The organism is Bradyrhizobium sp. CCBAU 53421 (genome assembly GCF_015291625.1).
GTDB lineage: Bacteria > Pseudomonadota > Alphaproteobacteria > Rhizobiales > Xanthobacteraceae > Bradyrhizobium.
In genome coordinates this window covers 986,894-1,004,796 of record NZ_CP030047.1, presented here as the reverse complement: position 1 = coordinate 1,004,796, position 17,903 = coordinate 986,894, and the positions used below count along the sequence as shown (strand labels likewise).

The following is a 17,903-nucleotide window of genomic DNA, read 5'->3' as shown; positions in this document are numbered from 1 at the left end:
CTCCGCTTACGTTGGTTGCCACATCGCTCAGGACCGGATGTAGGACCAGCCGGCTTCCTGCAACTCGATGATGCGTCCGGGCCCGTTCGGCACCAGGTCGACATTGTCGAGCAGGACCAGCGGATGTCCCTCTGCCCGCTCCATGCCGAGCTTGGTGGCTTCGCAGACCACGAAGCGGATCTCGGGCGTCAGCCCCCGCACCACCCGCAGCAGGTCCTTCACCGGCGAGGTGTCGGCGCGCAGCATGTGGACGCCGGCATTGTAGGCGACGACCTCGATCTCGAACGGCTCGTTGCGCTCCCGATAATGTTTCGGGAGGTTGAGCGCGGTCGAGATCAGCGCCCGCATCGTGGTCGGGTCGTCGCTGTTGATCGGCAGCACCACATGGTGCACGCGCGGCTCCGCCTTCTTCGGCTCCGGTCTGGAGACCGCCGCGACCGAGCCGGTGAGCAGCAATGTCACCGCGAACGGCACTGCGAAGGCCAGCGCGAGACCAGCGGCCAGCGTCAGGATACGGCGAGAGATGCGCATCGCACCCGCCTCATGGCGCGCTCGCGACCAGGGCGAACTGGCTCCGCTTGGCGTAGGCGACGATCGCGCTCAAGGCCAGCAGCACGAGAGCGGGCACCGGCGAGCCGCCGATCACGAACAGATGCGTCAACGTGGCGCCGACCATGATGCAGCTCAGCAGCACGCCGCCGAAGGCTGCGACCGGCGGCAGCAGGATCAGGACCGCGCCGAGCAGCTCCAGCGATCCCGTCAGATAGCGGAACCATTGGCCGAGCCCGATATGCTCGAATTCCTCGACCAGCATCGGCACGCCATAGAGCTTGGCGGCGCCCGCGGCGGCAAAGGCCAAGGCGAGCAATCCCCTGACGACCCAGAGGGTGATGGATTTCCAGCGCGACGGCGCCGCGGCAACAGCAACTGACATTGATGACTCCCCATTGTTCAAATCGACCTGACCGCGCAGCCACCCGCCCCCTTTCGGCGGGCTGGCCCGCGGCTTTCGATAGACTAAATTCGGGAGTAAGATGAAAAGGACAAGTAGGATGCTTTTTGTGAGGTAGTATGAAAAAACTGACTATTGAGCCCGCCGAGCCTCCGGCGGCATCCGAGCCGTGCAACGGCGACCTGTCGGCGCAATTCCATCGGGCGCTTTCCGTGCTCGCCGGGAAATGGAAGGGCGACATCCTCTGGCAATTGGTCGAGCGCAAGCGCCGGTTCGGCGAGTTGCGGCAGGCGATCCCGGGCGTGACCCAGCACATGCTGACCACCCAGCTGCGCGATCTCGAGGCCAACGGCCTGGTCAAGCGCACCGTCTATCCCGAGGTGCCGCCCCGGGTTGAGTACGAGATGACGCCGTCGGCCAAGGCGCTCAAACCGGTGTTCGACGAGCTGTACCGCTGGGCACAGGAGCATGGTTTTCCGACCTCGGCGCAGGGCGCCTCCGGCGGCGCGCAGCCGAAGCCGGTATCGCAATCGCGCGATGCCGACGCGCCGGAGAGCTCGCCGCGCAAGGCGGATCGGCACACGCGACGATGACGACAAGGTGAGGATTCCGGGGAGCCACCGTGATCGACCGCATGGCCGCAGGTACTCCCGGTTTGCCACCCCAAACACTATCTTCAGCGATCGCCGTCCAGGCCTGAACCGGGACCGGCACAGGTTTCCGGGTTGTAAGGTGAGTTTTCTGCCTACCTCTGCTTCAATCGCCGGGAATTCCTGCTGCGAGTTCCGCACTGGCAATCGGTTGCGCTTCAGGCAAGGATACGCCCAAGGAATCGCATTGCGTCGGAGTGACCATGACCAATCCCGCCACGACCTCCCTGATCGACCGCGCCAATTTGGACCGCGATGCCGTCCGCCGCGAGGTGGCGCGCGGACTTGAAGGCGCCGACGACGGCGAGCTGTTCCTGGAGTTCGGGCAGACCGAGGCGCTGGTGTTCGACAATGGAAGGCTGAAGCAGGCGACCTATGACACCTCGCAGGGCTTCGGCCTGCGTGCCGTCAAGGACGACGCGGTCGGCTATGCGCATTCCTCCGACGTCTCGATCCCGGCGCTGATTCGCGCTGCGGACGCGGTGGCGGCGGTGCGCGGCGGCTATGCCGGGACGTTCGCCGCGGCGCCGGCCCACACCAACATCAAGCTCTATGGCGACGAGAACCCGCTGGACGGCCCGGCGTTCGAGGCCAAGGTCAAGCTGCTCGGCGAGATCGATGCCTATGTCAGGGACAAGGACCCGCGGGTGCGGCAGGTCTCGGCCAGCCTTACCGCGACCTGGCAGGTGGTGGAGATCCTGCGGCCCGACGGCGAGAGCTATCGCGACATCCGTCCGCTGGTGCGCGTCAACATCTCCGTGGTCGCCGGCCAGGGCGACCGCCAGGAGAGCGGCAGCAAGGGCTATGGCGGTCGCGAGGGCTATGCCCGCTTCATCGAGACCAAGGCCTGGCGCGACGCCGCCGACGGCGCGCTGCGCGAGGCGCTCGTCAATCTCGAATCGGTGCCGGCGCCCGCCGGCGAGATGGACGTCGTGCTCGGGGCCGGCTGGCCCGGCGTGATGCTGCATGAAGCCGTCGGCCACGGGCTCGAGGGCGACTTCAACCGTAAGCAGACCTCCGCTTTCGCCGGCCTGATGGGCCAGCAGGTCGCCGCCAAGGGCGTCACCGTGGTCGACGACGGCACCATGGCCTCGCGCCGCGGCTCGCTGTCGATCGACGACGAGGGCACCCCGACCAACCGCACCGTGCTGATCGAGGACGGCATCCTGGTCGGCTACATGCAGGACCGCCAGAATGCCCGGCTGATGGGCATGAAGCCGACCGGCAACGGAAGGCGGCAGAGCTATGCCCATGTGCCGATGCCGCGCATGACCAACACCTACATGCTCTCCGGCGACCGCGACCCGGCCGAGATCATCGCCTCGGTGAAGAATGGCATGTATGCGGCCAATTTCGGCGGCGGCCAGGTCGACATCACCTCGGGCAAATACGTGTTCCAGTGCACCGAGGCCTACAAGATCGAGAACGGCAAGCTCGGTGCGCCGCTGAAGGGCGCCATGCTGATCGGCAATGGACCGACCGATCTCCACAGGATCACCATGATCGGCAACGATCTTGCGCTGGATACGGGAATCGGCACCTGCGGCAAGAACGGCCAGGGCGTGCCGGTCGGCGTCGGCCAGCCGACGCTCAGAATGGAACGGATTACGGTCGGAGGAACGGGCTAGTGAGCAGCGGAAACGAAGTCGTGGCGGCCAAGCCGACCAGCTGGCGCGGGCAGGCCGTGCAGCTGGCTGCGATCGTGGCCGTCGTGTTCCTCGCCAAGGGCGCGATCGCCGAGCCGTTCTACGTGCCGTCGGGCTCGATGGAACCGACGCTGCTGATCGGCGATGCGCTGGTCGCCTCGAAGTTTCCCTATGGCTACGGCGCGGCGTCGCTGCCGATCCAGATCACGCTGCCGGAGACCGGCCGGGTGTTCGGCGAGACGCCGAAGCGCGGCGACGTCGTGGTGTTCCGCTGGCCGGGCGACCGCTCGCAGGCCTGGGTCAAGCGCGTGGTCGGGCTGCCCGGCGATCGCATCCAGATGCGGCAGGGCCAGCTCTTCATCAACGATCATCCGGCGGCGCTGAAGCCCGACGGCACCGGCTTTGCCGAGGACGATCGCGGCGGCGGCGAGGACGCCTACCGCTATATCGAGACGCTGCCGAACGGCGTCAGCCACGCGATCTTCAAGATCCGCGACAATGGCAGGCTCGACAACACGCAAGAGGTGACGGTGCCGCCAGGCAACCTGTTCGTGCTCGGCGACAACCGCGACAATTCCGCCGACAGCCGGGTGCCGGTGCGCGACGGCGGCGTCGGCCTGTTGCCGATCGACAATCTGATCGGCCGCGCCGACGCGGTGGTCGGCTCCTGGGACATGGGCATCCGCAGCCAGCCGGTCTGGACCTGGCTCTCCGGCTTCCGTCTCGCGCGCTTCTTCACCTCGGTGCAGTAAGCTCGAACGGACCCGTAGCCCGGATGGAGCGCAGCGCAATCCGGGACAAATCCTTCATCGTGCGAGAACCCCGGATTACGTTTCGCTCCATCCGGGCTACATTCTTCGCGGGGCACCGGCCGTGACCTTCGACGACATCAGGCGCATCGCACTGGCGTGGCCGGAGGTTGAGGACGGCTCCTCCTACGGCACACCGGCGCTGAAGGTGCGCAAGAAGATGCTGGTGCGGCTCAAGGAAGACGGCGACAGCCTGGTGATCCCCGGCGTGCCTCCTGATGAGCGCGACATGCTGGTCGAGGGCCAGCCGAAGGTGTTCTACTTCACCGATCACTACCGCGACTATCCGACGGTGCTGGTCCGCCTCTCGAAGGCCAAGCGTCAAACCGTCGAGCCGCTGCTGCGCCGACACTGGCGCACGCTGGCATCGAAGAAGGCGGTCAGGGATTACGACGCGATCCGGTAATCGTTTCCCGTCATTGCGAGCGCAGCGAAGCAATCCATGTCACGGCATAACGGATCAATGGATTGCTTCGTCGCTTCGCTCCTCGCAATGACGGGGAGAGACCTGGAATCATGACGCAGGACCAATTCCTCGCCGCGGCGCTGCGCAACCCCGTCAATCCAGCGATCACAGACGAGCTTTACCGCCTCGGTTTGCCCGATGCGTGGCTGGTGGCCGGCTGCCTGGTACAGAGCGTGTGGAATGTGCTGACGAAGCGGCCGCTCGATCACGGCATCAACGATTACGACGTCTTCTATTTCGATCCGGATACCTCATGGGAGGCCGAGGACGCGGTGATCCGCGACCTCACGGCGCGGCTCGGCCATCTCGGTGCCGAGATCGAGGTCCGCAACCAGGCCCGCGTCCATCTCTGGTACCCCGGCAAGCACGGCGTGCCCTACCCCGCACTGTCGCGTTCGACCGACGGCATCGATCGCTTCCTCAGCGCGAACGTGCAGGTCGGTATCCGCCGCAGCGCGAGCGGCTACGACGTCTATGCGCCAAGTGGCTTTGACGATATCGCCGGCATGATCGTGCGGCCGAACCCGACCGCGAATTTCTCCGCGGCGAACTATGTGACGAAGGCCGAGCGGTGGAAGGCGCTGTGGCCGGAGATCACGGTGCTGGCGGCGGAGTAGAGATTCGTAGCCCGGATGGAGCGAAGTGAAATCCGGGGCAGATGTATCCGCGGTGAGAGCGTTCCCGGATTGCGCTTCGCTCCATCCGGGCTACGGATTCCCTGCGCGCTACCGCACCACGCCCGACGTGAACCCCGCCTTGCGGCGCGGCGGCTTGATCTCTTTCTTCAGGAAGCAATGCGCGTCGCGGCCGGCATAGCCGGGCCGGGCATAGGTCCAGGCGCGGCACTTGTTGTCGGCGGTACAGGCGGCATGGCAAGCCTCGTCGCCGTCGCTGCTCTTCAACTCGAAATTCTTGTAGTCGCCACCGAGCCGGTCGATCGAGGTTTCGATGGCGCCGTTGCGCGGTTCGACCACGCCGGCGCCGCGCACCCCGGAGACGCAGCAGACGTCCTGCACCCGCGCCGGCACGGTGTTCTTCAGCCAGCACACCGCGCCATTATTGGCGTCGGTCGGATAGTTGAAGCTCCAGGCGCGGCAGCGGCGGTCGCGCTCGCAGGTGAGCGCGCAATCGGCGGGATCGCCTGATGTCACCGGCGCGTTGAGGTAGTCGCCGCCGGGACGGTCGAAATTGGTCTGCGCCAGCGCCGGACGCGCGACGAAAGCGGCCGAAAAAACCGCGAACATCACCACGCACGCCCTAGAGAGGCGACCTATCCCCATGAGATTGCTTTCAAATTCGCACAGCCCCCGCGCATCCCGCGGGGTGTCATTTGAACGCCATGAACCTGTACGGCTGATGAACGGCGGGTGCGACACCACCGCCGTTCACGCGCGTGCCCCGCCCGAATTCGGGCCGGGCGGGGATTAGAAGGCGTACTCCTGATATGCCGGTTCCACCGAGCCCTTCCAGGGGCCGTTGAACTTCTCCAGCATCTCCTCGGCCGGCGAGCGGCCGGTCTCGATGATGCGCTCGAGCGGTTCGAGGAAGCGGCTCTCGTCGCGACCTAGATGGTCGATCCGGCCGCGCCGCCGCAATCCGGCATGCGACAGGATCAGGCACTCCTTGGCGATCTCGAACAGATAGCGGTCCTTGATCCGCGCCTTGAAGCCGAAACGCGGCACGTCGTCGCGCAGCGCCTGGCGCTCCGGCGCGGTCCAGTGCCGAACGATGTCCCAGGCGGCGTCGAGGCTGTCGTTGTCGTAGAGCAGCCCGACCCAGAACGCCGGCAGCGCCGGCAGCCGGCCCCACGGCACGCCGTCGGCGCCGCGCATCTCGAGGTAACGCTTCAGCCGCACCTCGGGGAAGATGGTCGAGAGATGATTGGCCCAGTCCGACAGGGTCGGGCGCTCGCCGGGGAGGATCTTGTTGTTGCCGGCGAAGAAATCGCGGAACGACGAGCCGGAGACGTCGATATATTCATCGCCGCGCTTGACGAAATACATGGGTACGTCGAGCGCGTAATCGACATAGCGCTCATAGCCCATGCCGTCCTCGAACGCGAACGGGATCATGCCGCTTCGCGCATTGTCGGTGTCGCGCCAGATTTCGGAGCGGAACGACAGGAAGCCGTTGGGCTTGCCTTCGGTGAACGGCGAGTTGGCGAACAAAGCGGTCGCGATCGGCTGCAACGCCAGCGACACCCGCAGCTTCTTCACCATGTCGGCTTCGGACGAGAAGTCGAGATTGGTCTGCACCGTGCAGGTCCGGAACATCATGTCGAGGCCGTATTTGCCGACCTTCGGCATGTAATTTCTCATGATCTTGTAGCGGCCCTTGGGCATCACAGGGATCTGCGCCCGCGACCAGGACGGCGTCATGCCGAGCCCGAGGAAGCCGATGCCGAGCGGGGTTGCGATCTCCCGCACCTGCGCCAGATGCGCCATCAATTCCGACTGGGTCTGGTGCACGGTCTCGACCGGCGCGCCCGACAATTCGAATTGGCCGCCCGGCTCGAGCGAGATCGCGCCGCCGCCGGTGACGTCATAGAGGCCGATGATGTTGCCGCGCTCCATGATCGGCTCCCAGCCGAGCAGGAGCTTCATGCCCTCGAGCAGCGCACCGATGCCCTTCGCGCCTTCATAGGGGACGGGCTGATGGCCCTCGAGCGTGAACGGGGTCTTCTCGTGCTCGGTGCCGATACGGAATTCGGACTCAGGCTTCACGCCGGCTTCAAGCCACGCCACGAGTTCGTCGCGCGACTGCAGCGGCGTCATGTCGATCTGGTCACGCGCCATAGAAAATCCAACTCAAGGGCGCTTCGATCGAAGTCGCGCGGTGGCAGGGGCATCCGTGGGCCACAACGGCCGCGGATGATGGGATCAGGAATATCATCGGGCAGGCACGCCGTCTCGCGCCGGCGCGGCCTTGGTATCGCTCTTGGTATCGCTCTTGGCATCGACCTTGGTGTCAGCTTTGGCGTCACCGCAGGAGCAGCCCAGACGGTCGAGCAGACCGCACAGCCTGGCCGCATCGGCATCGGACAATTTCGAGCCGACATGCTTGTCGATCGCGGCAGAATAGGCGCTCCACATCTTCTTCTGGAGCTCGCGCCCGGCCTCGGTGATCTCGACGAACTGGCCGCGCTTGTCGATCTTGCATTCGCGCCGGGCGGCAAGCCCCTCGTCGACCAGCTTGTCGATCAGCCGCGACGTCGAATATTGCGGGATCAGCATCTGCCGCTCGAGCTCGACCGGGCGCAGCTCGCCCGACGGCGCGCGCGACAGCTCGAGCAAGGCGTCATACCAGGCGAGCGGCGGAAAGCCGGCCTTCTTCAAATCCTGCTCGACGCAGTCCAGCACCCGGCTCGGCACCCGCATCAGGCGGATCCAGGCGGCCGTCGCCTCGCTCGATAGCTTGCGTTTCATCGTCTAGTCCATAAGGTCCCGGAACCCAGTGTACCGCACTGAATGCATCTGCATCAATCTTGACTATTTCATGCAGGTGCATGTAGGCAATCCCTCTCCGGACGCCAAGAACAAGGGAAGGAATACCCCCATGAAGCTTTATTACTCCCCCGGTGCCTGCTCCCTCTCCCCCCACATCGCCCTGCTCGAGGCCGGCCTGCCCTACGACCTGGTCAAGGTCGATCTGCGCGCCAAGAAGCTCGAAAACGGCGACGATTTCCTCGCTGTGAACCCCAAGGGCCAGGTGCCCGCGCTGGCGCTGGATACCGGCGAGATGGTCACCGAAGGGCCGATCATCATCCAGATGATTGCCGACAGGGTCGCTGACCGGAAGCTGGCGCCCGCCCGGGACTCCAACGAGCGCTACAAGCTGCTCGAATGGCTGAACTACATCACGACCGAGCTGCACAAGAACCTCGGCCCGATGTTCTCGCCGGTGCTCGCCGACGACGCCAAGGCGTTCTTCAAGGATCGCGCCATGGGCAAGTTCAAATATGTCGAGAGCCAGCTCGCCGGGCGCGACTATCTGATGGGCAACCAGTTCACGGTCGCCGACGGCTACCTGTTCACCATGATCATGTGGGCGCAGGACCGGCTCGGCTTCGACTTCTCCGGCCTGCCCAATGTGACGGCCTACAAGGCCCGCGTCGCGGCGCGCCCGAAGGTACAGGAAGCGCTGAAGAAGGAAGGCCTGCTCAAGGCCGCCTGAGCTTTCGAGCCGGCTTCATCAGACGTAAAGGGCCGGATCGAGATCCGGCCCTTTTTTCTGCGCCGTCGACAAGGTCACGGCAAGCATCACCGCGCAGCAGGTCAACCTCCGGCCGGCCCTACCTTCCATGCAATTTTCCGCAGTTTGTCGTCTTCGGCTTAGCTGTGCCTTCGCCACGACGCGAACGGCCGGTCCGCGGTGAGGCAACTATTCCTTCGATCGGGCGTAGCCGCACTGCTGCCTCACCCAGCCGGAGATGCGCCTATGAGTAGCTCTCTATCCAGCAACGCGGCCGACCGGATGGTCGAGGTCCTGGCGGGCTCGACGGCGCTGCTGGCAAATCCCGTCGGGAGCCTCACCGAGCTTCCGCTCCCGGCAACATCGGTGCAGCCCGAGGACAACCCCGCCGATACGGCCGCCAGCCAGCTCGCCCACGGCCTGATCGCGCCTCTGGTCGACCTATTGCCGGCGGCGAATGCGCTGGAGAGCGCCGCCTCCCTACTCGGCGATGGCGCCGGCGGCGCCGCCAGGTCCGACTTGCCCCTGGTCGGGGGGCTGCTGAGCACGAGTGATCTGCCGGTGGCCGGTAACCTGATGAATGCGGTGCTGCCAGCCGAACCGGACCCGGCACCGGCGCTCATGGCATCAGGCGGAATGCTGCAACCGGCGCTCGACACCGCCGGCACCGCGGTTCATTCCTCAGCCGACGTCCTGTCCCAGGCGACCGTCCTGCCTGATGCGCTTCACGGCATCACAAATCTCGGACAGGCAATCGACCTCGGCAGTGTCGGGACCAGCGGCGGCCATGCCAATCTGGTCGCAGACATCCTGGATGTGCCGGGACAGATCCTTGCCGGCAATCTCGGCGAGACGATCGCGCATCTCGGCGCTGATATCTCCGGCGTGGTCCATGTCGTCGCAGGACTGGTGGACACCGTTGTCTCCGACGTCAGTGGTCTGCTGAGCCCGGTCTCCGGGCTGGTCAACCAGCTCAGCCATGGCCTCCCGGATAATGGCCTTCTCGATAACGGCCTGCTCAATCTCGGCGGCGACGCCGCAAACGGCGGCGGATTGCTAGGCGGCCTGCTCGGCGGCCTCACCGGCACCAGCAGCGGCCATCTGGCCGGCGTCAATATTGGCCCGGCGCAACCGAACGGATCGACGCTCGACATCCTCGCGGCGTCGACGTCGGGCGATCATCACGCCGCCGACATCAACGCCGTCGACACCGGCCAGAGCGGACCGCATCTGCTTGATCTCGGTGCGCTCACCGGCGCGCATGGACTCAACATCCCGAGCCTTAGCATACCGAGCCTCGGCGGCGTCGGCGCCGACGGACTGGTCGGCAATCTGCTCGGCAGCCTGAACCTCAGTCTGCTCGGCAACAGCAGCGTCTCCGCACACGTTGCGAGCGCACCGGTATCCGCGCCAGTCGATCTCGGGACGGTCGTCCACGATCTGCTCTCACCGCCCACACATGGTCACGGCATCCTTGATACCCACGGCACACACATCCTCTGAAGTCGCCGCCAATCGGCGGAAGCGTGGATTCGCCGCGCTTCCGCAACTCCCTCTCCATGTCCACTGGGCATCACAGGCTTGAACATCCGCGGGGCGCGATGATCGGTCAGGGCAAACGCTTCTCCTCACTGCCGGTCGAAATCCGGAACGCGATCACGGCCGTGCGCGGCGCGCTGATCGCCGTGGCGATGGCGAGCGGCCTCGTCAATCTACTGATGCTGGTCGGCCCGGTCTTCATGCTGCAGACCTATGACCGCGTGCTGCCGAGCCGCAGCATCGCAACCCTGGTCGGCCTGCTCGCGATCGCGCTGGTGCTGCTGATCGTGCAGGCCGGCGTCGATGTGCTGCGCAGCCGGCTGCTGGCGCGCATCGCCGAAATCTTCGACGAGGCCATTCGCGGCGCCGTGTTCGACAGCGTGCAGCACGCGTCTCTCAGCCGGCCGAACGGCGACGGCCTGCAGATCATGCGAGACCTCGACACGATCCGCGGCTTCCTCGCCGGCAGCGGCCTGGTCGCGATCTTCGACCTGCCATGGACGCCGCTCTACATCATCGTCTGCACGCTGTTTCATCCGCTGATGGGCCTGGCGGTGGCCGGCGGCGCCGTCGCACTGGCGCTGATCACGGTCGCCGCCGAGCTGTTCACGCGCGCACCGACGCGCTCGCTGGTGGCGCTCGCGTCGTCGCGGCGGCAGATGGCGGAGACCGCATTCCACCACGCGCCGGTTGTGCACGCGCTTGGCATGCAGCGGCGGATGAGCGAACTATGGTCGGCGCGCACGCAGGCCTACCTCAATGCGCAACGTGTGACCTCCGACCTGACCGGGACCTTCGGCAGCGCCTCGCGCTTCCTGCGCATGATCCTGCAATCCGGCGTGCTGGCGCTCGGCGCCTACCTCGTGATCAACCAGCAGGCGACCGCCGGTGTCATGCTGGCGGCGACCATCCTCTCGATCCGCGCGCTGGCGCCGATCGAGCTTGCGATCGCGAACTGGCGCAGCTTCATCGCGGTCCGCGCCAGCGTGGGCCGGCTTGCCGAAGCCCTGACGGCCGTGCCGTCGCGGCTGGCGTTCACGCCTTTGCCCGCGCCGAAGAACGAGGTTCGCGTCACCTCGATCAGCCTGACCGCGCCGGCAACAGATGCCGTGGTGCTGCACGAGGTGAGCTTCGCGCTGCGTGCCGGCAATGCGGTCGCCGTCGTCGGCCCGAGCGGCTCCGGCAAATCGACCCTGGCGCGCGCGCTGGTCGGTATCGGCGCGCCGGTGCGCGGCGTGATCCGGATCGACGGCGCCACGCTGGCGCAATGGGATCCGCTCGCGCTTGGCCCGTCGATCGGTTACCTGCCGCAGGACGTCGCGCTGTTCCGCGGCACGGTGGCTGAGAACATTTGCCGCTTCGACGCCACTCCCGACGCCAGCAAGCTGCTCGCCGCCGCGCGCGAGGCCGGTGTCCACGAACTGATCCTGCGATTGCCGGACGGCTACGAGACCGAAGTGGGCGATGGCGGCCTGATGCTGTCGGGCGGCCAGCGGCAGCGCATTGCGCTGGCCCGCGCGCTCTATGGCGATCCGTTCCTGGTCGTGCTCGACGAGCCGAACTCGAACCTCGATTCCGAGGGCGAACGCGCGCTCACGCTCGCGATCGCGCGGGTCCGCGCCCGCGGCGGCATCGTGGTGGTGATCGCGCATCGTCCGGCAGTGCTGCAGGCGGTCGATCACATGCTGGTGCTGAACGAGGGACGGATGCAGGCATTCGGCACCACGGCGACGGTGCTGCCCTTGCTGGTGCCGAAGGCGCCGCAGCCGGCGCCGGCAGCCGCCGCGGAGCCGGCACCGGCCCCGGCGCGCCGCAAGCGCAAGAAGGAAGCGGAGCCCCGGCAAAATGCCTAGCGCCCGGCAGTCGGTTCGTCATCATATCCTGGCGGTCGTCATGGCCGCGGCGCTCCTCGTCGCCAGCATCGGCATCATGGGTGCGGCGACCAAGATGTCGGGTGCGATCATCTCGCAGGGATCGCTGGTGGTCGAATCCAGCGTCAAGAAGGTGCAGCACCCGTCCGGCGGCGTCGCCAAGAAGCTCCTGGTCGAGGACGGCAGCCGTGTCGCCAAGGACGATCTGTTGATCCTGATGGACGAGACGGTGGCGCAGGCCAATCTCACCGCCGTGACGAAGAGCCTGTGGGAGCTCGAGGCCCGCCGCGCGCGGCTGCAGGCCGAGCGCGACGGCGACGCCGAGGTCGCATTCCCCGACAGCGTGGCGTCGCTCGGCGATCCCGCGGCGCAGGCGGTGGTCTCGGGCGAGCGGCGGTTCTTCCAGCTGCGCAAGGACGCCAATGACGGGCAGAAGCAGCAGTTGAAGGAGCAGATCGCGCAGCTCAAGGAGCAGATCGGCGGCATGCAGGACCAGCTGAGCGCCAAGAAGCAGGAAGCCGATTTGATCGCCAACGAATTGACCGGCGTGCAGCAGCTCTGGGAGCAACGCCTGGTCTCGCTGTCACGCCTCAGCGCGCTGCAACGGGATTCGGCGCGGCTGCTCGGCGAGCGCGGCCAGCTCACCGCATCGATCGCGCAGGCCAAGGGCAAGATCTCGGAGACCGAGCTGAAGATCCTGCAGGTCGATCAGGATTTCCGCTCCGGCGTCGCCAAGGAGCTCGCCGACATCCGCGCCAAATATGCCGACGCGATCGAGAAGCAGGTCACCGCAAGGGACCAGACCGAGAAGCTTGAGATCCGCGCGCCGCAGGCCGGCGTCGTCCACGATCTCACCATCCACACCCAGGGCGGCGTCATCGCGGCGGGCGAAACCATCATGACGATCGTACCCGACCAGGACAATCTGATCGTGGAGACTCATGTTGCACCGCAGGATATCGACCAGGTGAAGCTGAGCTCATCGGCGGTGCTGCGCTTCACCAATTTCAACCAGCGCACCACGCCGGAGATCGAGGGCGAGGTCAGCCGGATCGGCGCCGACGTCTCGCGTGACGACAAGACGGCCCCGACCTACTTCCTTGTGCGCATTGCGATTCCGCCGTCGGAGTTGAACAAGCTCGCGTCCGCGCATCTGCTGCCGGGCATGCCGGTCGAGGTCTTCATCCCGACCAGCGAGCGGACCGTGTTGTCCTATCTGATGAAGCCGCTGGCCGACCAGGTGCACCGCGCCTTCAGGGAGAAATGAGCGGTGCAAACTTTCGGCACGCGCTGGAACAAATCAAATTTAATCCGCATTCTACCGATTAAGACTAAGTCGGTGTACTTCCGGCTGAGGGCGTAGCTGTCCTTGTTCGTGCGATCCAACTGACCGACTATGACCTGCGGCGCGCCCTCCGCTCCAACTGGTCCAACAATGTGACGATCGCCTTTACGCTTTTATTGACCAGCACCCTGGTTGGGCTGGCCACCAGTTTGTACTTTCGGGTTTGGACATTGATGCTGGTGTCGCCGTTGATCGCGGTGCTCGCCGCCATCGTGCTCCAGTCCGACGGCTATGCATTTGCCACCGGCGCCCCGATCGCGGTCGCCTGCCTCGCCTTCAACCAGATCGCCTATCTCGCCGGCGCCATGCTCTCGCCGGACAATGACGGCTCAATTGCGGAAGAAATCGACGGCATTCCACGCCGCCGCCGCGAGCACAAGGTCCACGGCCAGAACGAATAGCACGAGGCCGATCCAGGAAGGGCCTTTGCCGCGCAAGCGCAGCGGTTTCCAGCGTCGCGGCGGCGAGAGCTGGAAGGAATGCCTGCCCGCGGCCTCAGCGGCACCTTCCTTGAGCACAGAACGCATTGCAGGACACCCCAACCCTGATCGTCGCCTTCGACCATCTTGCCGATCGACGAGCAAGAGTGATGCCAGCAGCATGGTGCCAGTTGGGAGCAAGCATGGCGGGACTTTGACCACGATGACCGTCGCAGAGCAGGATCAAGTCGGATCGATGACTTTGCTTCAAGACAAGGAGCGGACTCCGCATCACCTCGCCCCGCGCGCGGGGAGAGGTCGGATTGCATCGACAGATGCAATCCGGGTGAGGGGGAATCTCCGCACACTCGCTGCATCAAGCTCGCGCAGATAGCCCCTCACCCCAACCCCCTCCCCGTAAGAACGGGGAGAGGGAGAGGAGAGGCCTCGCTATCTCATCGCGCTTTTGAAAAACGACGGCGCTTACGCCGCCTGCTTCTTCGGCGGGAAGCGGCCGTAGAAGGTCTCGCCCTTGGCCGCCATCTCCTCGAGCAACTTCGGCGGCGTGAAGCGCGAACCGTACTTCTTCTCGAACGCGTGGCAGAGCGCGACGAAGTTCTTGGTGCCCATGAAGTCGATATAGGACAGCGCGCCGCCGGTGAACGGCGCGAAGCCGAAGCCGAGGATCGAGCCGACATCCGCCTCGCGCACATCGGTGATGACGTGATCCTCGACGGTGCGCGCGGCTTCCACCGCCTGCACCACCAGGAAGCGTTGCTTCAGTTCTTCGACGCTGAGCGTATCCGGATCGAGCTGCTTGGGCTGCAGATTGGCAAGCCCCGGCCACAGGCTCTTCTGACCCTTGCCCTTCTCGGGATAGTCGTAGAAGCCCTTGCCGTTCTTGCGGCCGAAGCGGCCCTGCTTCTCGACCATCTCGACCATCAGCTTTTTCTGCGCCTGGTCGATCGCGTTGGGGCCGAGATCGGCCTCGGTCGCCTTGGTAATCTTGAGACCGAGATCGAGCGCGACCTCGTCCTGCAGCGACAACGGACCGACCGGCATGCCGGCCATCTTGGCGGTGTTCTCGATCATCGCCGGCGGCACGCCTTCGAGCAGCATCTCGTTGCCCTCGGAGATGTAGCGCATCACGCAGCGGTTGGCGAAGAAGCCACGGGAATCGTTCACCACGATCGGCGTCTTGCCGATCGCGCGGACATAGTCGAGCGCGGTCGCCAGCGCGACGTCGCCGGTGTTCTTGCCGAGAATGATCTCGACCAGCATCATCTTCTCGACCGGCGAGAAGAAATGGATGCCGATGAACTTGCCCTGGTCCTTGAACTCCTCGGCCAGTGAGTTGATCGGCAGGGTCGAGGTGTTGGAGGCGAAGATCGCGCCCTCCTTCAGCAGCGGCTGCGCCTTGGCATAGGTGTCGGCCTTGACCTTGCGATCCTCGAACACCGCCTCGATGACGAGGTCGCAATCCCTGATCACGTTGTAGTCCGCGGTTGCCGAGATGCGCGCCAGGATGGCATCGCCGGCTTCCTGCTTCATCCGGCCCTTCGCGATGAGGCCGTCGACCACGGTCTTGGCGTGGCCCTTGCCCTTGTCGGCGCTTTCCTGGTCGCGATCGACAAGCACGACGTCGATGCCGGCCTGTGCCGAGACATAGCCGACGCTGGCGCCCATGAAGCCGGCGCCGATCACGGCGAGCTTCTTGACCTTGGTCGGCGGCACATTGGCCGGACGGCGCGCGCCCTTGTTCAGTTCCTGCATCGACAGGAACAGCGAGCGGATCATCGCCGCCGCTTCCTTCGAGCGCAGGACCTTGGTGAAGTAGCGCGACTCGACCCGCAGCGCGGCATCGATCGGCAGCTGCAGGCCCTCATAGACGCAGCTCATGATGGCGCGCGCGGCCGGATAATTGTCGTAGGTCTCGCGGCGGTAGATCGCGTTGCCGGCCGGGAACATCTGCATGCCCATCTTGGAGAAGACGGGGCCGCCGGGCAGCTTGAAGCCCTTCTCGTCCCACGGCGCGACGGCCTTGCCGCCGCCCTTGATCCAGTCCTTCGCGGCCTTGATCAGATCGGCCGCCGGCACGACGGCGTGAATCAGGTTGAGTGCCTTGGCTCGGGTCAGGTTGACGGCCTCGCCCTTGAGCAGCAACTGCATCGCGTCCTGCGGTGACACTAGGCGCGGCACGCGCTGGGTGCCGCCGGCGCCGGGGAACAGGCCGACCTTGATCTCGGGCAGGCCGAGGCGAGTCTTGGGGTTCTCGGCCGCGACGCGGTAGTGGCAGGCCAGCGTGACCTCGAAGCCGCCGCCGAGCGCGAGGCCGTTGATCGCGGCGACCCACGGCTTGCCCGAGGTCTCGATCGCGCGGAACGACAGCGACATCTGGCGGCTCTGCTCGAACAGCATCTGGTTGGCGGCTTCCTCGCCCTTCTCCTTGAAGAGCTGCGCGTAGCTGCGGTTCATGCCCTCGAGCATCGACAGGTCGGCGCCGGCGCAGAACGCCTCCTTGGCCGATGTGATGACGACGCCCTTGATCGCGGCATCGCTGGTCGTCTGCTTGATGATCTCGCCGATCTCCTGGGTCGAGACCTCGTCGAACACGTTCATCGAGCGGCCCGGGATGTCCCAGGTGACGAGCGCGATGCCGTCGGCGTCGACGTCGAACTTGAAATTCTTGTAAGCCATGTTGCTCGCTCCCTCGCCTCAGACGCGCTCGATGATGGTGGCGGTGCCCATGCCGCCGCCGATGCACAGCGTCACCAGCGCCGTTTCCTTGTTGGTGCGCTCGAGCTCGTCGAGCACGGTGCCGAGGATCATCGCGCCGGTCGCCCCGAGCGGATGGCCGAGCGCGATCGCGCCGCCATTGACGTTGATCCTGGCGTTGTCGATGTCGAACGCCTGGATGTAGCGCAGCACCACCGAGGCGAAGGCCTCGTTGAGCTCGAACAGGTCGATGTCCGACTTCTTCATGCCGGAGCGCTCGAACAGCTTCTCGGTGACGTCGACCGGGCCGGTCAGCATCATCGCGGGCTCAGAGCCGATATTGGCGAAGGCGCGGATTTTCGCGCGCGGCTTCAGGCCGTGCTTGGCGCCCGCCTCCTTGCTGCCGAGCAGCACCGCACCGGCGCCGTCGACGATGCCGGAGGAATTGCCGGCGTGATGCACGTAATTGACCTTCTCGACCTCGGGGTGCGACTGGATCGCCACCGCGTCGAAGCCGGCCATCGCCGCCATCGCAGCGAAGGACGGCTGCAGCTGCGCCAGCGACTGCATCGTCGTGGTCGGGCGCATGTGCTCGTCCTTGGCGAGGATGGTCAGGCCGTTGACATCCTTGACCGGCACCACCGACTTGCCGAAGCGGCCTTCATCCCAGGCCTTGGCCGCGCGCTGCTGGCTCTGCACCGCATAGGCGTCGACGTCGTCGCGCGAGAATCCGTATTTGGTCGCGATCAGATCGGCCGAGATGCCCTGCGGCATGAAATAGGCCGGCACCGCCATCGAGGGATCCATCGGCCAGGCGCCGCCGGAGGCGCCGATGCCGACGCGGCTCATCGATTCGGCGCCGCCGCCGATCACGAGCTCATGCTGGCCGGCCATGATCTGAGCCGCGGCGAAGTTCACGGCATCGAGGCCGGAGGCGCAGAAGCGGCTGATCTGCACGCCCGGCACCTTCTCGCCGAGACCGGCGTTCAGCGCCGCGAAGCGGGCGATGTCGCTTCCGGCCTCGCCGACAGGATCGACCACGCCGAGGATGACGTCGTCGACGGAGTCCTTGGCCAGATTGTTGCGCTCCTTGAGCGACTTCAGCGGCACCGTGGCGAGCGCCAGCGCGGTGACCTCGTGCAGCGCGCCGTCTGCCTTGCCGCGGCCGCGCGGGGTACGAACGTGATCGTAGATGTATGCCTCAGGCATGACGCCCTCCTTGATATGAGGATCATAATATATACGGAAAGAAGCACCGCCGCAGCGGTGCGGCGGCAATTTTCAAGGCTTTCTTGTTTGA

17 protein-coding genes are annotated in these 17,903 nt (G+C 65.7%); 10 read left to right on the top strand and 7 right to left on the bottom strand.

Annotated features, from left to right (window positions below; genetic code table 11):
- Positions 1 to 27: 27 nt before the first annotated feature.
- Together XH92_RS04570 and XH92_RS04565 are read right to left on the bottom strand one after the other, a co-directional pair.
- Complete coding sequence (locus XH92_RS04570; RefSeq protein ID WP_194458176.1) at positions 28 to 531, bottom strand: DsrE family protein; 504 nt, start codon at positions 529 to 531, stop codon at positions 28 to 30.
- Positions 532 to 541: 10 nt separating this feature from the next.
- Positions 542 to 934 (bottom strand): DoxX family protein, encoded by a 393-nt coding sequence (locus XH92_RS04565; protein WP_194458175.1) that lies wholly within the window; start codon positions 932 to 934, stop codon positions 542 to 544.
- Between the two features lie 137 nt (positions 935 to 1,071).
- Here XH92_RS04565 and XH92_RS04560 point away from each other — a divergent pair, with 137 nt between their 5' ends.
- The 5 genes from XH92_RS04560 to XH92_RS04540 all read left to right on the top strand — a co-directional run bounded on the left by XH92_RS04560 (position 1,072) and on the right by XH92_RS04540 (position 5,140).
- Complete coding sequence (locus XH92_RS04560) at positions 1,072 to 1,545, top strand: helix-turn-helix domain-containing protein (RefSeq protein WP_194458174.1); 474 nt, start codon at positions 1,072 to 1,074, stop codon at positions 1,543 to 1,545.
- A 260-nt stretch (positions 1,546 to 1,805) separates the two neighbouring features.
- Positions 1,806 to 3,230, top strand: coding sequence for a metalloprotease TldD (tldD, locus tag XH92_RS04555; RefSeq protein ID WP_194458173.1), 1,425 nt, complete (start codon positions 1,806 to 1,808; stop codon positions 3,228 to 3,230).
- A complete protein-coding gene (gene lepB, locus XH92_RS04550) occupies positions 3,230 to 4,000 on the top strand; it encodes a signal peptidase I (protein WP_194458172.1) in 771 nt (256 codons plus the stop codon). The genes tldD and lepB overlap by 1 nt, the downstream gene beginning before the upstream one ends.
- A gap of 121 nt (positions 4,001 to 4,121) precedes the next feature.
- The gene (locus XH92_RS04545) at positions 4,122 to 4,463 is read left to right on the top strand and encodes an MmcQ/YjbR family DNA-binding protein (RefSeq protein WP_194458171.1); all 342 of its coding nucleotides are present in this window, start codon (positions 4,122 to 4,124) and stop codon (positions 4,461 to 4,463) included.
- 110 nt (positions 4,464 to 4,573) lie between these two features.
- Complete coding sequence (locus tag XH92_RS04540; protein WP_194458170.1) at positions 4,574 to 5,140, top strand: nucleotidyltransferase family protein; 567 nt, start codon at positions 4,574 to 4,576, stop codon at positions 5,138 to 5,140.
- 108 nt (positions 5,141 to 5,248) lie between these two features.
- Here XH92_RS04540 and XH92_RS04535 read toward each other — a convergent pair whose 3' ends face one another.
- The 3 genes from XH92_RS04535 to XH92_RS04525 all read right to left on the bottom strand — a co-directional run bounded on the left by XH92_RS04535 (position 5,249) and on the right by XH92_RS04525 (position 7,948).
- Positions 5,249 to 5,767: a PAN domain-containing protein gene (locus XH92_RS04535; protein WP_246788232.1), complete on the bottom strand. Its 519-nt coding sequence runs from the start codon at positions 5,765 to 5,767 to the stop codon at positions 5,249 to 5,251.
- Positions 5,768 to 5,947: 180 nt separating this feature from the next.
- Positions 5,948 to 7,318 carry a glutamate--cysteine ligase gene (locus tag XH92_RS04530; RefSeq protein ID WP_194458169.1) on the bottom strand — a complete coding sequence of 457 codons (1,371 nt, stop codon included), beginning with the start codon at positions 7,316 to 7,318 and terminating at the stop codon, positions 5,948 to 5,950.
- Between the two features lie 93 nt (positions 7,319 to 7,411).
- Positions 7,412 to 7,948 carry a MarR family winged helix-turn-helix transcriptional regulator gene (locus tag XH92_RS04525; RefSeq protein ID WP_194458168.1) on the bottom strand — a complete coding sequence of 179 codons (537 nt, stop codon included), beginning with the start codon at positions 7,946 to 7,948 and terminating at the stop codon, positions 7,412 to 7,414.
- Between the two features lie 130 nt (positions 7,949 to 8,078).
- Between XH92_RS04525 and gstA the strand changes: the two genes are divergently transcribed.
- The 5 genes from gstA to XH92_RS04500 all read left to right on the top strand — a co-directional run bounded on the left by gstA (position 8,079) and on the right by XH92_RS04500 (position 13,870).
- Positions 8,079 to 8,696, top strand: a complete 618-nt coding sequence (gene gstA / locus XH92_RS04520) for a glutathione transferase GstA (protein WP_194458167.1) — start codon at positions 8,079 to 8,081, stop codon at positions 8,694 to 8,696.
- Positions 8,697 to 8,960: 264 nt separating this feature from the next.
- The gene (locus tag XH92_RS04515) at positions 8,961 to 10,217 is read left to right on the top strand and encodes a hypothetical protein (protein ID WP_194458166.1); all 1,257 of its coding nucleotides are present in this window, start codon (positions 8,961 to 8,963) and stop codon (positions 10,215 to 10,217) included.
- A gap of 98 nt (positions 10,218 to 10,315) precedes the next feature.
- Positions 10,316 to 12,106, top strand: coding sequence for a type I secretion system permease/ATPase (locus XH92_RS04510; RefSeq protein ID WP_194458165.1), 1,791 nt, complete (start codon positions 10,316 to 10,318; stop codon positions 12,104 to 12,106).
- A gap of 40 nt (positions 12,107 to 12,146) precedes the next feature.
- On the top strand, positions 12,147 to 13,391 hold the full coding sequence (locus XH92_RS04505) for an HlyD family type I secretion periplasmic adaptor subunit (protein ID WP_246788229.1): 1,245 nt from the start codon (positions 12,147 to 12,149) through the stop codon (positions 13,389 to 13,391).
- A gap of 170 nt (positions 13,392 to 13,561) precedes the next feature.
- On the top strand, positions 13,562 to 13,870 hold the full coding sequence (locus tag XH92_RS04500) for a hypothetical protein (RefSeq protein ID WP_246788227.1): 309 nt from the start codon (positions 13,562 to 13,564) through the stop codon (positions 13,868 to 13,870).
- A gap of 501 nt (positions 13,871 to 14,371) precedes the next feature.
- Here the strand turns inward: XH92_RS04500 and XH92_RS04495 are convergent.
- Both XH92_RS04495 and XH92_RS04490 read right to left on the bottom strand, forming a co-directional pair.
- Positions 14,372 to 16,585, bottom strand: a complete 2,214-nt coding sequence (locus XH92_RS04495) for a 3-hydroxyacyl-CoA dehydrogenase NAD-binding domain-containing protein (RefSeq protein WP_194458163.1) — start codon at positions 16,583 to 16,585, stop codon at positions 14,372 to 14,374.
- A gap of 18 nt (positions 16,586 to 16,603) precedes the next feature.
- Positions 16,604 to 17,812, bottom strand: a complete 1,209-nt coding sequence (locus XH92_RS04490; protein WP_194458162.1) for an acetyl-CoA C-acetyltransferase — start codon at positions 17,810 to 17,812, stop codon at positions 16,604 to 16,606.
- Positions 17,813 to 17,903 lie beyond the last annotated feature (91 nt).